The sequence below is a fragment of the Saccharothrix sp. NRRL B-16348 genome (genome assembly GCF_001280085.1).
Classification (GTDB): Bacteria; Actinomycetota; Actinomycetes; order Mycobacteriales; family Pseudonocardiaceae; genus Actinosynnema.
Map to the genome: position 1 here is coordinate 75,782 of NZ_LGED01000194.1, position 15,114 is coordinate 90,895.

Here is a 15,114-nt window from a genome sequence, read left to right on the forward strand (position 1 = left end):
CGGTGTGAGGGGCGCCCTCGGGTTTGACGCGAGAGGCGTTCGTTTCCATGGATGTTGATGTTGTCGCGCGGTTGCGAGCGGCTGGGTGTGTGTTCGCCGAGGACGAGGCGCGGGTGTTGGTGGAGGCCGCGCGGGGGCCGGAGGAGTTGGCGTTGTTGACGGCGCGGCGGGTGGCCGGGTTGCCGTTGGAGCAGGTGGTGGGGTGGGCCGAGTTCTGCGGGTTGCGGGTGGTGGTGGAGCCGGGTGTGTTCGTGCCCCGTCGGCGCACCGAGTTCCTGGTGCGGGTGGCGGTGGGGGTGGCGCGGTCGGGTTCGGTGGTGGTGGACCTGTGTTGTGGGTCGGGCGCGGTGGGTGCGGCAGTGGTCGACCGGGTGGCCGGGGTGGAGTTGCACGCGGTGGACGTGGATCCGGCGGCGGTGGCGTGCGCTCGGCGCAATCTGGGTGCGGGTCGGGTGTACGCGGGTGATCTGTACGAGCCGTTGCCGGTGTCGTTGGCGGGGCGGGTGGACGTCCTGGTGGCGAACGCGCCCTATGTGCCGACGGGGGCGATCGGGTTGATGCCGCCGGAGGCGCGTGAGCACGAGCCGCGGGTGGCGTTGGACGGGGGGTCGGACGGTCTGGACGTGCAGCGGCGGGTGGACGTGGGGGCGGGGCGGGGGTTGGCGCGGGGGGGGGGGGTGTTGGTGGGGGGGGGTGGGGGGGAGGGGGCGGGGGCGGGGGGGGGGTTTGGGGGGGGGGGGGCAGGCGGGTTGCGCGCGGAGGTCGTGTCGGACGAGGAGTTGTCGGCGACCGTGGTGATCGGGTCGGTCGCACCCTGAGACACCGTTGAGCGAGTGCTCAACACTGGCTACCCTCCGTTTTGAGCACTCGCTCAAAACGGGGGTGGCCGGTGGTCGGGCGGACTGTGGTCGTGGTGGGTGGCGGCATCGGTGGTCTGGCGGCGGCGGTCGCGCTGCGTCGGACCGGGTGGCGGGTCGTGGTGGTGGAACGCGCGGCGGGGTTCGGCGAGGTCGGCGCGGGGCTTTCGCTGTGGCCGAACGCGATGCGCGCGCTCGGGGCGCTCGGGTTGGGGGAGCGGGTCCGTGCGGTCGGCGCGGTGGAGACGGCGGGCGGCGTGCGCGGCCGATCCGGTCGGTGGCTGTCGCGGCTGGACAACGCCGAGATCGAACGGCGGCACGGCGCGCCGCTGGTGGTGGTGCGGCGGGCGGACCTGATCCGGACGTTGGTGGAGGCGTTGCCGCCGGAGTGCCTGCGGTCGGGCAGCGAGGTGCTCGCGGTGCGGTCGGACGGTGACGCCGTGGTGGTCGAGCACCGGGGCGGTGTCGTGCGCGCGGATCTGGTGGTCGGCGCGGACGGTGTGCACAGCGGGGTGCGGCGGCAGTGGTGGCCGGAGGCGAGGCTCCCGCGCTACGCGGGGTACACGGCGTGGCGCATGATCACCGAGCCGGTCGCCGCGCCGCCAGCGGAGGGTGCGGTGATCTGGGGTCGCGGTGAACGGCTCGGGTTCACCGCGTTGCCGGGCGGGCGGTTCTACTGCTTCGGGACGGCGACGGTGCCCGCCGGTGGTGTCGCCGCGGGTGGTGAGCTCGCCGCCGTGCGGGACCGGTTCGGCGACTGGCCCGACCCGGTGCCCGCGTTGTTGGCGGCGGTGCCCGAGGGCGGTGTGGTGCGCCATGACGTGCACGTCCTGCCGCCGTTGGCGACGTACGTGCGCGGCCGGGTGGCGTTGTTGGGTGACGCGGCGCACGCGATGGACCCGGCGTTGGGTCAGGGCGCGGGGCAGGCGTTGGAGGACGCGGTCGTGCTGGCCGACTGCCTGGTCCGGGACGCGGGCGTGGGTGCGGCGCTGGTCCGCTACGACCGGGTGCGCCGGCCGCGGGCCCGGTCCGTGGTGCGGCGTTCGGCGCGGCTGGGTCGGGTGGCCCGGTGGTCGTGGCCGCCGGCGGTCGTGGTCCGTGATCTCGCCGCCAGGCTGACCCCGGCGTCCGCGACCCTGCGCGCCATGGCGCCGGTCCTCGGCTGGACGCCACCGGAAAGCGGGGGTCGCTAGTGCCCGACTGGACTTATCACCCGTTGCGCGGGATCGCCGCCGCGCTGCTGGGGACGGGTCGGTCCCGGCGGGTGGCGTTGCGGACGCTGGCCGTGGTCGGGTCGTGTCCGGGCGGCGGGCGGCTGGTGTCGTGGGGGTTCGGGCACCGCCATCCGCCGGCGCGGCTGGCCGGCGAGGTCGCCGGTGTCCCGGTGCGCAACCGGCTCGGCGCGGTGGTGCCGCCGGGGGTGGCGCGGGACGCGGTGCGGGCGTTGCCGCTGCTGGGCGCGGGGGTGGTCGAGGTGGCACCGGTCGGGCTCTCCGATGTGGACGTGGTGCGCGAGGCCGTCGTGGGTCGGCGTGTGCCGGTGATCGTGCGTGCGACGGACCCGGCCGTGGTGGACGCGTTGTCGCCGCACGTCGACGCGGTCCGGTTGGGGGCCGATCCCGCGGTGGTGCACCTGGCGTCCGCGTCGACGGCCCGGGCCGTCGACGTCCTCGCCGACCCGGCCAAGGCGGTCCTGGTCACGCCCGAGGTGCTGGTGCGGGCCGGTCCGGGGTTCTTCGCGCGGGTGACGGAGGCGGCGACGCCCACCGCTCCCGCGCCGTCGGTGCGCGACGTGGGCCTCGACCCGCGGCGGTGGCCGGCGTGGTGGTGGGGTGTGCTGGTCGGGCTGGGCATGATCGTCGCGGGTCTGGGCGCCGCCGCGATCACCCTCGGTCCGGTGCTGCTCTGGTACGACCGCGGGTTCCTGGGCGCGGACGTGGACCGGCTGCACGCGATCAACCACCACTTGGTGCACTTCCTGCAGCACGACCGGATCACCATGGCCGGCACGATGGTGGCGATCGGCGTGCTCTACGTGGGCCTGGCGGCGGGCGGTGTGCGGACGGGCCGGCCGTGGGCCCGTGAGGCGTTCCTCGTGTCCGGCTGGATCGGGTTCCCGACGCTGCTCTACTTCCTCGGCTTCGGTTTCGTGGAGCCGCTGCACACGGTCGCGGCCGTGGTGCTGTTCCCGATGTTCCTGGCCGCCACCCGGCGGGGCACGGACGGCCCGCACTGGACGGCGCGCCCGGACGGGCCCGAGCACGAGCGGCGGCGGGCGCTGGTCGGGCAGTTGTTGGTGGTGTGCACGGGGCTCGGCCTGTTCAGCGGCGGCGTGGTGGTGTCGGCGGTGGGCCTGTCCGACGTGTTCGTGGCCAGTGACCTGGCGTTCCTGCGGACCGGGCCGGAGGCGTTGCGGGCCGCGAACCCGCGGCTGCCAGGGTTCGTCGCGCACGACCGCGCGGGGTTCGGCGGCGCGCTGATGTCCGCGGCCGCGGCGATCACGCTGCTCGGCGCGTGGGGTTGGCGGCGGGGCGAGGCGTGGGTGTGGTGGTCGCTCGCGCTGGCCGCGGCGGCCGGGTTCCTGCCCGCGGTCGTGGTGCACGGCGTCATCGGCTACACCGACGCGGGCCACCTGGCGCCGGTGTTCGTCGGGATCGGCCTCACCGCGGCGGCCCTGGTCCTGGCCCGCCCCTACCTGTGCGCACGCCCGCGGAGGGTCCGGGCGGCCGCGCCCCTACCGTGATGGCATGGCCGACACCCGACAGCGACTGATCGACGGCGCGATCGACACGATCCGGCGGCACGGCATCACCGGGACGTCCGCGCGCACGATCGCCGCGACCGCCGGCGTCAACCAGGCCTTGGTGTTCTACCACTTCGGCAGCGTGCACGAGCTGCTGGAAGCGGCGTGCCTGGCCGCGACGGAGGCCAGGGTGGCGTCGTTCGCGGCCGGCCTGGACGAGGTCGCGGACCTGCGGGAGCTGCTGGACCTGGGGCGGCGGCTGCACGCCGAGGAACGCTCGCTGGGCAACGTCATGGTGCTCGCCCAGCTGCTGGCCGGCGCGCAGTCCGACCCGGAGCTGGCCAAAGCGACGTCGGCGGCGTTGGAGCTGTGGATCCGGCCGGTCGAGCGGGCGCTGGACCGGCTGCTCGCCGACTCGCCGCTGGCCGACGTGGTGGACACCGCCGGGCTGGCCCGCGCCGTGTGCGCGGGGTTCATCGGCCTGGAGCTGTTCGAGGGCGTGGACCCCGCCGGCGCGCACGCCGCGTTGGACGCCTTGGAGCGCCTGGCGGCTCTCGTCGACGTGGTGCAGGACCTCGGTCCGGTCGCCCGCCGCGCGCTGCACGCCAAGCTCCGCCGGTCCGCGACCTGAGGCCGGTTCCGGTCAGGTCCCGACCACGCCGTCGCTGAGCTCCCGTGCCACGTCGAGGTGCCCGGCGTGGCGCGCGTACTCCTGGAGCAGGTGGAACAGGATCCAGGCGAGGGTGGCGCGGGGCACCTCGGGCAGGTCCCAGCGGGCCGCGCGGTCGGTGAGGGCGGCCTCAGCGGCGATCTCCCGCGACCGGGCGCACTGCTCGATGTAGAACCCGCGGACGCTCTCGACGGTGTCGCCCGGTTCGAGGACCCACTCGGCGCGGTCGACGTCGGGGTTGCCGCGCGGGTGGGCGATCTCCTCGCCGCGGAAGCACCAGCGCAGCCACCGCAGTTCGACGTGGGCGAGGTGCTTGACCAGGGCCAGGGGCGCCCAGCCGGTGGGCAGGCGGCTCGTGCGCAGCTCGTCCTCCGCCATGCCGTCGATCTTGCGGAGCACGGTGTCGCGGTAGAAGTCGAGGTAGGCGAGGAGCAGTTCGCGGCTGTCGGCGAGGTCGGGCGACGGTTCGGCGGGCACGGTGATGCGCGCGAACACGCGGGTGCCGTCGACGTCGAGGGTGGCGCCCGCCTTCCGGAGGATGGTCATGGCGGCGACGTTGTCGGTGGTGGTGTCGGCGACGATCGTGGTGACGCCGCGGCGAGGCGCTTCCTCGACGACGCGGCGCAGGGCGGCGAGGCCGACGCCGTTGCCGCGGGCGCAGCGGGCGACCCAGATGCCGGTCTCGCCCTTGGCGCTGAGCCGGACCATGCCGACGGTGCGGTCGTCCTCCACGATCTCGTAGGCGTCGTCCTGGAAGCCGCGGTAGAACTCGCGGAACTCGTCGGGCCGGTCGACCGTCCAGCCCGGCGGCATCACGTCGCCCGGGTCGGTGTCGGCCACCGCGAGGCCGAGCAGCCGTTCCACCGCTCCGTCGTCCACCCTCCGCAACAGGATCATCTCGCCAACTCCTTCTCCAACGGTGTCCGGAAGCGGGGGACCACGCGCACCCCGCCGAGCCAGGACGCCAACCGCTCCGCCTCCCGGGCGATCGCGGCCTCCGCGTCCGCGCCGACGTCGTCGAGGAGTTCCCACACCAGTCCGCCGTCGGCACGTTGGGCCCACCCGCCGACGACCGCGCCGTTCCACCACACGGTCGGTCCCACGTTGCCCGACGTGTCGAACAGGCGCGGCCGGTGCCGGTCGGGGAGGTACCAGTCGCGAGCCTGCCACCCCATCGGGGTCGGATCCAGTGCCGGCAGCAGCGCGGCCCACGGCTCGGGGTCCTCGACCGGGTCCAGGTCGTCGGGCAGGGCGTGGCCGGGGCCGGTGGACAGCTCGACCTCGACGGCGCCCGCCGCGGCGAGGGCCTTGCGGGTGTGGCCGAGGTTCCAGCCGGTCCACCACTTGAGGTCGGCCTCGGTGCCGGGCCCGTAGGAGGCGAGCCAGCGGCGGGCCAGTTCGGCGCGGGCCTCGGCGGAGTCGAGCTCGGGCCACGGCGTGGCGGGCTCCCAGCGGAACTGGCTGCTCAACCAGCTGCCGACCGGACGGCCGCGGCGCATCCAGCCCTCGGCGGCCAGGACGCGGACGATGCGGCTGGACACGTTCTGGCGGGTCTCGTAGGGCTTGCCGGCCGCGACGACGACCTGTTCGAGCAGATCCGGCACGTCGCGGCCGAGGTCGACGGCGGTGGCCTCGCCGCGCAGCCGCAGCGCCTCCAGGGTCGCCTTCTCTACCTCGGCGAGGCGGTCGGCGTCCCAACCGACGCCCTCCGCCAGGAACGCGAGCAGCTTCTGCCGTTCCCTCGCGGCGACGGCGGCGCCCGCGGCGGCCTGCACGACGGGCGCGGTCGCGGCGGTGACGGCGAACATGGTGCGGCGCATGCACAGCAGCCGCACCAGCGTGTGCCGGTCGTAGAACGCGGCCTCCACCTCCGCCACCGAGGGCCGCTCCAGGCGCGCGCACGCGGACAGGACCACGGTGGCCGGGTCGGTGGCGTGCAGGCCCACCACCGCGTCGACCACGTCCTCGACCGCGGCGGCACGGGTGGAGAGCAGGTGTCGGACGCCGAGGCGGGCCCGCCGCCGGGCGTCGTCGATCTTGGCGAGGGTCACCGCTCCATCCTCGGCGATCTACCCTGATCGGCGAAACCGGGATCGTGGAACCCGGATACCGCTGGACGAGGACGCGATGTCGGCAACACGGCTGCTGGTGCTCGGGGTGGTGCGCGGCTACGGGCGCGCACACGGCTACCTGATCGGCAACGACCTGATGTCGTGGGGCGCGGGGGAGTGGGCCAACGTCAAGTGGGGCTCGATCTACCACGCGCTCAAGCAGCTCACCAAGGACGGCTGCCTGGCCGACCACGCCGTGCCGCCCGGCCGCACCGACTACGAGATCACCCCCAAGGGGGAGGCCGAGTACCGCAAGCTGCTGCGGGACGCGCTGCGCCGCCCCGAGACGCGGCCCGACCTGCTGGCCGCGGGGCTGGCGCTGCTGCCGTCGCTGTCGCGGGAGGAGGCCGTCGGTCTGCTCACCGAGCGGTTGGCGGCGTTGGAGGCACGGCGTGACGCGGCGCGCAAGCAGGCGGGGGAGTGGCACGAGCCGCCGCACGTGAAGGAGCTGTACGGGTTGTGGGAGCACACCGCGTCCAGCGGGGTCGAGTGGACGCGGGGCCTCGTCGGACGCCTCGAAGCGGGCGCCTACCCCATGGCGGGCGAGCCGGGATCGCCCGGCAGGCCCGGCAGCTGGGCTATACTCAAACTTGAGTAGCGAGGGGGAACGCTGAACACAGGGTTGGAGCGGTACGCGGCCGTCTTCGAGGCCGCCGACCCGCCACGCACGTCCACCATGGCCTTCTACCCCGCACAGGACCCGTCGGGACCGGACGACACCCCCGGCGCCGACCGGCTCACCATCGCCACCCCCGACGGCGACCGGCGGACCGTCCCCGCCCGGCGGCTGCCCGTCGCCGAGGCCGTGCCGCTGCTCAGCCGCGCCCGCCGCGCACCGCACGCCCACCCCGCCACCGCGTTCTGGGGCGCCGCCGTGGTGACGGCGTTGCAGCTCGTCGCCCGCGGCCGGGTGCGGCCCGCGGTCACCGACGGCGACTTCGACGCCTGGCTGCTCGGCCCGCTCGACGCCGCCGACCACGCCCGCGTGCGCGACCTGGCCGACGCGATGCCCGCGCACGCCAGGGCCGTTCCGCTGCCGGGCCGCGACCCGCTCGAACTGCCCGACGCCGAACCGCTGCTGCGCGCGTTCCTCGACGCCGTCGCCGACACCATGCCGCGCGGCGCGGCCGCCGTGCACGCCGCCGGCGCGCCCGCGTTCGCCTCGATGGCGCCCCAGCAGGTGCCGCACCTGCGCGACTGGGCCGACCAGGGCGTGCGCATCTCGCTGCGGATCGAGGGCTTCGGCCCGTTCCGCGCCGTCGTGCAGGTGCACAGCCTCGCCGACCCGGCCCGCGTGGTCGACGCCGCCGAGTTGTGGGCGTCGGCCAACCAGCGGTCCCGGACCGACGCCATGGTCGCGCTGCGCCGCGCCGCCCGCGCCTGGTCGCCCCTGGAACGGCTGCTCGACCAGCCCGTGCCCGACGAGGTCACCCTGCTCGACTCCGACGTGGAGCACCTGCTCGCCACCGGCGCGGTCCGGCTCGCCGGCGCCGGCGTGGACGTGCACTGGCCCAAGGACCTCGTGCGCGACCTGTCGGCGAAGGTCGTCATCGGCGAACGCCCCGCCGACCGGCCGGCGTTCTTCGGCCCCGACCAGCTCACCTCCGTGGACTGGCAGCTCGCCCTCGGCGACGACCCGCTCACCCCCGACGAACTCGACCGGCTCGCCGAGGCCACTCGGCCCGTGGTGCGGCTGCGCGACCGCTGGACCCTGGTCGACCCCGAACTCGCCCGCCGCGCCCGCGAACGCACCCTCAAACCCGTCACCGCGATCGACGCGCTCGGCGCCGCCCTGACCGGCACGACCCGGATCGACGGCGTCGAGGTCGACGTCGCCGCCACCGGCTGGCTGGACGAGCTGAAGTCCCGGCTCGCCGACCTCGACCGCGACCCCGTCGCCGCGCCGCCCGGGCTGCGCGCCACCCTGCGCGACTACCAGCTGCACGGCCTGCGCTGGCTGGACCGCATGACCTCGCTCGGCCTCGGCGCGTGCCTCGCCGACGACATGGGCCTGGGCAAGACCATCACCCTCATCGCGCTGCACCTGCACCGCCAGGAACGCGACCCCGGTCCCACCCTCGTGGTGTGCCCCGCGTCGCTGATGGGCAACTGGCAGCGCGAGATCGAGCGCTTCGCGCCCGGTGTGCCCGTCCGCCGCTTCCACGGACCCCGCCGCGACGTCGCGCACGACGGGTTCGTGCTCACCACCTACGGCACCATGCGCCTGGACGCCGACCGGCTCGCCGACGTCGACTGGGGCATGGTCGTCGCCGACGAGGCGCAGCACGTGAAGAACCCCGCCTCCGACACCGCCAAGGCACTGCGCCGCATCCCCGCCCGCGCCCGCGTCGCCCTCACCGGCACCCCCGTGGAGAACGCGCTGTCGGAACTGTGGGCGATCCTCGACTGGACCACCCCCGGCCTGCTCGGCACCAGGCCCGAGTTCACCGCGCGCTGGGCCGGACCCATCGAAGCCGACCACGACGACGAGACCGCGCGGCGGTTCGCCCGGCTCGTGCGGCCCTTCCTGCTGCGGCGCCGCAAGACCGACCCCGGCATCGCACCCGAACTGCCGCCCAAGACCGAGACCGACCAGCCCGTCGCCCTCACCCGCGAACAGGCCGCGCTCTACGAGGCCGTCGTGCGGGAACTCATGGCCGAGGTCCGCGAAGCCGACGGCATCGCCCGCCGCGGCCGGATCGTCAAGCTCCTCACCGGCCTCAAGCAGGTCTGCAACCACCCCGCCCAGTACCTCAAGGAACCGTCGCCCAAGCTCGCCGGCCGGTCCGGCAAGCTCGAACTGCTCGACGAACTCCTCGACACCATCCTCGCCGAGGACGGCGCGGTGCTCGTGTTCACCCAGTACGTCGCCATGGCCCGCCTCATCGAACGCCACCTCGCCGCCCGCGGCATCCCCAGCCAACTCCTGCACGGCGGCACGCCCGTGCCCGCCCGCGAGGACATGGTGCGCCGCTTCCAGGACGGCGAGTGCCCGGTGTTCCTGCTGTCCCTCAAAGCCGCGGGCACCGGCCTCAACCTCACCCGCGCCGACCACGTCGTGCACTACGACCGGTGGTGGAACCCCGCCGTGGAGGACCAGGCCACCGACCGAGCCCACCGCATCGGCCAGACCCGGCCCGTGCAGGTGCACCGGCTCATCGCCGAAGGCACCATCGAGGACCGCATCGCCGCGATGCTGCGCGCCAAGCGCGACCTCGCCGACTCGGTCCTCGCCCGCGGCGGCGCCGCGTTCACCGAACTGTCCGACGACGAACTGGGCAACCTGGTCGAACTCAGGAGCGGCACATGAGCGACCGCGTCAAAGGATTCCCCGCGTTCGGCAAGGGCGTGCGCCGCGCCCGCTCCTGGTGGGGCAAGGCGTGGCTGCAAGCCCTGGAGGACACCTCGCTCGACCAGGCGCCGCTGCGGCAGGGCCGCAAGTACGCCCACGCCGGGCTCGTCGGCACCATCACCGTCAGCCCCGGCCGCATCGCCGCCACCGTCTACGACGCCGAGGACACCTACCAGACCTCCGTCCACCTCACCCCGCTCACCGACGGCGAGTGGAACCGGTTCCTCGGCCAGATCGCCGCCAAGGCCGGGCACCTCGCCGCGCTGCTCGACCGCGAGATGCCCCGCGAACTCGCCGACGCCGCCGACGACGCGGGCGTGCCGCTCCTGCCCGGCATCGGCGACCTCGACCCCGAGTGCACCTGCCCCGGCTGGGAACTGCCCTGCCGCCACGCCGCCGCGCTGTGCCACCAGGCGTCCTGGCTGCTCGACGCCGACCCGTGGGTCCTGCTGCTCCTGCGCGGACGCGACCAGGACGAAGTCGTCGCCGGCGCCCGACCCACCAGCGGTGTCCTCGCCACCACCGCCTACGCCCAGCCCGTCCCCGACCTGCCCGACGACCCGCCGCCCGCCGACCTCGGCCCCCTGCCCGAGTTCGAACCCGCGCCCGGCCTCGACGTCGACGTGCTGCGGCTGCTCGTCGCCGACGCCGCCGCCAAGGCCCGCGAGGTGCTCGCCACCGGCCGGTGGCCCGCGACCGACGACCGCGGCGACCACATCCGCATGGCCGCCACCCACCCCGCCCTGCGCGACCGCCTCGACGCCGACCCCCGCGCCGTCCGCGCCTGGCAACAAGGCGGCGCCGGCGCCCTCGACGTCCTCGAACACCCCTGGACCCCCGGCAAGACCGACACCGCCCGCGCCCGCGCCGCCTGGGACAGCGGCGAACTGCCCGAACCGACCGTGTGGCGCAACCGCTGGACCGTCCACAACCGACAACTCCGCTACGGCCGCGACGGCCGCTGGTACCCCTACCGCTCCGCCGACGGCGACTGGTGGCCCACCGGCACACCACACCGCGACCCGACCGCCGCCCTCGCCGACACCGACACCGACTGATCCGGCTGTAAAACGGTCGCCCGTCGTCCCCCACCCGACTAGGGTCCTGCGGCCGGGGACGACGAACTGGGGGACAGGACATGAACGCGGCACCGGAGGTCCATCCGTCCAACGTGGACCAACTGCGCGCCTGGAACGGTGACCAGGGCGACTTCTGGGCCACCCGCGCCGACCGCATCGACGAGGGCGTGGCCGGCTACCACGACCGGCTGCTGGACGCGGCGGGGATCGAACCGACCTCCCACGTCCTCGACATCGGCTGCGGCGCCGGGCAGACCACGCGTGACGCCGCCCGCCGTGCCGTCGAGGGCACCGCGCTCGGCGTGGACCTGTCGTCGGCCATGGTCGAACTCGCCCGCCGCACGGCCGACCGCGAACACGTGCCCAACGCCCGGTTCCGCCAAGCCGACGCGCAGATCCACCCGTTCCCCGAACGGCACTTCGACGTGGTCCTCAGCCGCCACGGCGTGATGTTCTTCGGCGACCCGCACGCCGCGTTCGCCAACATCGCCCGCGCGCTGCGCCCCGGCGGGCGGCTGGCCCTGCTCACCTGGCAGCCGCTGGACCGCAACACCTGGCTCAAGTCCTTCCGCACGGCCCTCGCCGCCGGCCGCGACCTGCCCGCGCCACCACCGGTCTCCGGAGCCTTCTCCGACCCCGACCTCTCCCGCGACCTGCTCGCGTCGGCGGGCTTCGCCGACGTGCGGATCGACGGCCTCACCGAACCCATGTACTTCGGCCGCGACGCCGAGGACGCCTGCCGGTTCATCACCGGCCAGTTCGCCGGACTGCTCACCAGCCTCGACCCGGACGCCCGCGAACGCGCCGTGGCCGACCTGCGCGCCGACCTCACCGCCCACCAGACCGACCGCGGCGTGCGCTACGACTCGGCGACCTGGCTGGTCCGAGCCCGCCGCTGAGTCCACAACGGACGAACAACCCCCGAAAGCGCAGGCCGAGCCCGCTCCACCACACCTGTGGTACCACAGGTGTGGTGGACAGCCGAACGGGTCCGCCGTCACCGCCGCGACGGTGACGCGCGGTGGGCCGCGCGGGACCGGCCCTAGGTGATCACGCCCGGCATCACGGCGGCCGTCCGCTTGCGCCGCAGCCACACCTTGCGAGAACCGTCACCGAACAACAACGTCCGCGACAGCTCCCACCCGGCGAACTCCGCGTGGATCGCCAGCTGCGTCGTCGCCGTGCGACGGGAGACACCGGCCGGCAGCCGCAGCGGCCGGTACTCCCAGTCCCCGTCGACCACCCCATCGCCCATCATCCGATCACCTGCATCCCTGCGCCGTCCCCGGACGCGACGAACACGCGCCCGCTGCCTGGATCGACCGCCACCGAGTCCGGCTGGCGGACCGTGGCGAACCGGTGCCGCTCCACCGGCTCCGCGCCGGCGACGTCGAACGCCACGACCTCGTTGCGCTCGGTGAGCGTGATCCACACCAGGTCACGCGTCTCGTCGTAGGCCATCCCGTACGGCGCGCCCGGCACGGGGTAGCGCAACCGCATGATCAACGGGCCGGTGGAGAACGCCATCAGCTCACCGCCGCGCGTGTCCACCACCAGCACCCGGCCGAACCGGTCGGCCACCGCGTTCGTCGCGCCCTCGCCCGCGCGCAACCCCGCGCCGGGGCCGTCGGCGCCCGGGTCGAGGTCGAACACCGCGCTGCGCGGCCGGTCCAGCACGACCGCCGCGCCGTCCACCGCGACCAGCCGGTCCGGGCTGGAGATGCCGCGCACCACGTGCCCGTCCACCGACACCTGCCGCAGGTCCCGCTGCGCCACCAACGTCCGGTCGCCCACCCGCGCCACGTCCACAGGCGCGCCGTCCACGTTCCGCGACGACGTCGTGCCGTCCGGCCGGATCGTCACCACGACACCGGCGGGCACCACCGCCTCCACCGCGTCACCGACGGTCACCAGCCGTTCCGCCGGACCGGGCAACGGCACCACCAGCGGGTCACCGAGCGTGTCCAGGGGATAGAGGGCCACCGACGGCGGATCGGCCACCGCGACGGCCACCCGGCCGCCCGCGACCGCGACCGCCGTCGCCCGCCCCGAGGGCACCACCCGGCCCCGGGGAGCGCCTGCCTGCTCCGGCGACGCCGCGGGCCGCGCCGGCTCCAACGTCGCCGCGAGCTGCAACGGGTCGGCCGGGTTCTCCTCGGTCGCACAGCCCGAGACCAACGCGACCCCGGTGAGCACTACCGCCGCCAGTCGGCGCAACGTCGGACCTCCCAGTCGACCCCGTTCAGCCCTCCCAGCATCCATCACCGAACCACCATCGTCACGCAGGGGGCGGGTGTTGTCGTTGGTCTGGGAAGGTGATAGTCGGGCGACACCCGTACCTCCGGGCCTTTCCCGGCGACTATCCCAGGTGAACGGGGAGGCGTCGCGATGACGGTCGAGGAGCTGCGGAATCGGCACGTGCAACTGCTGCGGGACCGGCGGGGGGGCGGCCCCCCCCACCCCCCCGCGCGCCCCCCCCCCCCCCCCCCCGCGCACCCCGCCGACACCGCCGCGCGCTACCACACCTGGCACCAGGTGGCCGCCGAACCGCGGTCGGCCCTGCTCGCACGGCTGGTCGACGTGCGGGTCCGGCCCGCCGCCTACCGGCCCGCGCACCTGCGCGAGCAGCAACGCACCCTCGACGCGCTGCAACCCGAGGTGCTGCACCTGGCCCGCGCCGCAGGCTGGGACACCACCACCCCGGTGTTGGCGGGCGTGTTCCCCACCGGCACCCTCGACGCGCTCAGCGTCCCCGTGCCGGGCCGCGGCGTGCTTGTGCTGGTCAACACCGCGCTGCTGGACCTGCTCGGCACCGTGCTGAAGATCATGACGGGGGCGCTGCCGAACTACGGCACCCCGCCCCTGCTGACCTCCGAGCAGGCGTCCTACGCGCTGGCCGAGGCCGTCAACGCCTACCTGTACGGCAACGGCGCGGTCGAGGCGCGGCGGCTGCCCGAGCTGTCCGGGCAACGCGCCGCGCTGGTGTCGCTGATGGCGCGGCGCGGCACCCAGTTCGTGCTGGCGCACGAGGTCGGGCACCTGCTGGCCGGGCACCTGCTGCACGCCCGCCGCCGCACCGACCACCACACCCCGGTCGGCGCGCTCGACGCCCAGTCCGTCGGCTGGCCGCGCGAGCACGAGGCCGACCGCGTCGCCGCCGTGATCATGCTGCGCACCCTGGACGACCTCGGGCACCGCGAACTGGAGGCGCACGAACCGTGCCTGGTCGGTGCGGTGCTGCTGGTGCTGTTCCTGCACGAGGTGACCGACCGGCTCGCCGACGAGCTGGGCCTCACCGTCCCGTTCGCGGGCAACCACCCGCCGCCCGTGCGGCGCATCCAGACCCTCGTGGAGCACCTCGCCGGGCACGTCCGCACGCCCCGCGCGCTCGACCTCGCCGCGGACGTCGCCACCTGGCTGGAAGGCCAGCTCGGCGGGGTGCGCGAGTGGTTCCGGCTCGTGGACGACAGCCTGCTCGGCGGCCCTACGTCAGGCGGGTGACCTCACCGGTGTCGAGCTGGTAGCTCGCCGCCACCACCATCACCCCGTGGTGCTGCACGGCCGTGCGCAGCGTCACCGACCGCTCCAGCATCAGCGACGCCACCCGCTTGGCCTGGTTGTCCACCGCCGCCGCCAGGAACCGCGCCTCGTCGCCGTCGGGCGGCGTGGCCAGCACCGCCGGCTCGATCGCCCGCACCAGCACGCTCACGTCACCGGACACCTCCGCCCGGCCGCGCACCACGTCCACCGTCGCCGACACCGCGCCGCACCGGGCGTGCCCCAGCACCACGACCAGCGGGATGCCCAGGTGCTCCACCGCGTACTCGACGCTGCCCAGCACGCTGTTGTCCAGCACCTCGCCCGCCGCGCGGATCGTGAACAGGTCGCCCAGCCCGTGGTCGAACACCAGCTCCGGCGGCACCCGCGAGTCCGCGCACCCCAGCACCACCGCGAACGGGTGCTGGCCCTGCACCAGCGACTCGCGCCACCGCAGCGACTCGTGCGGGTGCGTCTGGTGCCCGGTGACGAACCGGTGGTTGCCCTCCGCGAGCTTGCGCCACGCGCCTTCCGCGTCCAACGACGTCGCCTCCGGGGAGGAGGCACGCCTCGTCGTCGCTGGGCCCTGGGCCGCCGCGGACCCACTCGATGCCATGACCGTCGCCGCGGTCCCGGCCGTGATGCCGAACAGTCGCCGCCGCGTCACCGCGGCCGGTTCACCACTTGTCTCAAGCACGAGCCGAACCTAGCCCCGATTGGGCCGTCCGGGTGACGCGGGGTCACCGAGGTCACAAGATTCGTCAC

14 protein-coding genes are annotated in these 15,114 nt (G+C 74.8%); 9 read left to right on the forward strand and 5 right to left on the reverse strand.

The features are described from left to right. The first annotated feature begins 47 nt into the window (after positions 1-47). From ADK67_RS18125 to ADK67_RS18140, 4 genes are all read left to right on the forward strand, one after another. Positions 48-818: a putative protein N(5)-glutamine methyltransferase gene (locus ADK67_RS18125; protein ID WP_053717714.1), complete on the forward strand. Its 771-nt coding sequence runs from the start codon at positions 48-50 to the stop codon at positions 816-818. A gap of 71 nt (positions 819-889) precedes the next feature. After that, positions 890-2,050 (forward strand): FAD-dependent monooxygenase, encoded by a 1,161-nt coding sequence (locus ADK67_RS18130; RefSeq protein WP_053717606.1) that lies wholly within the window; start codon positions 890-892, stop codon positions 2,048-2,050. Next, positions 2,050-3,600: a hypothetical protein gene (locus tag ADK67_RS18135; protein WP_053717607.1), complete on the forward strand. Its 1,551-nt coding sequence runs from the start codon at positions 2,050-2,052 to the stop codon at positions 3,598-3,600. Before ADK67_RS18130 ends, ADK67_RS18135 begins: the two co-directional genes overlap by 1 nt. A 4-nt stretch (positions 3,601-3,604) precedes the next feature. After that, positions 3,605-4,231, forward strand: a complete 627-nt coding sequence (locus ADK67_RS18140) for a TetR/AcrR family transcriptional regulator (protein ID WP_053717608.1) — start codon at positions 3,605-3,607, stop codon at positions 4,229-4,231. 12 nt (positions 4,232-4,243) lie between these two features. Here the strand turns inward: ADK67_RS18140 and ADK67_RS52600 are convergent, their stop codons facing one another. After that, positions 4,244-5,167, reverse strand: a complete 924-nt coding sequence (locus tag ADK67_RS52600; RefSeq protein ID WP_197289500.1) for a GNAT family N-acetyltransferase — start codon at positions 5,165-5,167, stop codon at positions 4,244-4,246. Beyond that, on the reverse strand, positions 5,164-6,321 hold the full coding sequence (locus tag ADK67_RS18150; RefSeq protein ID WP_053717609.1) for a winged helix DNA-binding domain-containing protein: 1,158 nt from the start codon (positions 6,319-6,321) through the stop codon (positions 5,164-5,166). The genes ADK67_RS52600 and ADK67_RS18150 overlap by 4 nt, the downstream gene beginning before the upstream one ends. Positions 6,322-6,397: 76 nt before the next feature. On the opposite strand from ADK67_RS18150, the gene ADK67_RS18155 reads away from it, so the two are divergent. The 4 genes from ADK67_RS18155 (at position 6,398) to ADK67_RS18170 (ending at position 11,711) form a co-directional block, all read left to right on the forward strand. Beyond that, positions 6,398-6,979, forward strand: coding sequence for a PadR family transcriptional regulator (locus ADK67_RS18155; RefSeq protein ID WP_053717610.1), 582 nt, complete (start codon positions 6,398-6,400; stop codon positions 6,977-6,979). Between the two features lie 78 nt (positions 6,980-7,057). Then, a complete protein-coding gene (locus ADK67_RS18160) occupies positions 7,058-9,691 on the forward strand; it encodes a DEAD/DEAH box helicase (protein ID WP_082403567.1) in 2,634 nt (877 codons plus the stop codon). Next, on the forward strand, positions 9,688-10,791 hold the full coding sequence (locus ADK67_RS18165) for an SWIM zinc finger family protein (RefSeq protein WP_053717612.1): 1,104 nt from the start codon (positions 9,688-9,690) through the stop codon (positions 10,789-10,791). Before ADK67_RS18160 ends, ADK67_RS18165 begins: the two co-directional genes overlap by 4 nt. An 80-nt stretch (positions 10,792-10,871) precedes the next feature. Beyond that, on the forward strand, positions 10,872-11,711 hold the full coding sequence (locus tag ADK67_RS18170) for a class I SAM-dependent methyltransferase (RefSeq protein WP_053717613.1): 840 nt from the start codon (positions 10,872-10,874) through the stop codon (positions 11,709-11,711). A gap of 143 nt (positions 11,712-11,854) precedes the next feature. Here the strand turns inward: ADK67_RS18170 and ADK67_RS18175 are convergent, their stop codons facing one another. After that, on the reverse strand, positions 11,855-12,067 hold the full coding sequence (locus ADK67_RS18175) for a DUF5703 family protein (RefSeq protein ID WP_157620563.1): 213 nt from the start codon (positions 12,065-12,067) through the stop codon (positions 11,855-11,857). After that, positions 12,067-13,029: a YncE family protein gene (locus tag ADK67_RS18180; protein ID WP_197289501.1), complete on the reverse strand. Its 963-nt coding sequence runs from the start codon at positions 13,027-13,029 to the stop codon at positions 12,067-12,069. The genes ADK67_RS18175 and ADK67_RS18180 overlap by 1 nt, the downstream gene beginning before the upstream one ends. Before the next feature lie 318 nt (positions 13,030-13,347). On the opposite strand from ADK67_RS18180, the gene ADK67_RS18185 reads away from it, so the two are divergent. Next, entirely contained in the window at positions 13,348-14,313 is a 966-nt protein-coding gene (locus tag ADK67_RS18185) for a M48 family metalloprotease (protein ID WP_157620542.1), read from the forward strand. On the opposite strand, the gene ADK67_RS18190 is transcribed toward ADK67_RS18185, so the two are convergent. Continuing rightward, entirely contained in the window at positions 14,297-15,046 is a 750-nt protein-coding gene (locus ADK67_RS18190; RefSeq protein WP_197289502.1) for a carbonic anhydrase, read from the reverse strand. The two genes, ADK67_RS18185 and ADK67_RS18190, sit on opposite strands and share 17 nt — an antisense overlap. Between the last annotated feature and the right edge of the window lie 68 nt (positions 15,047-15,114).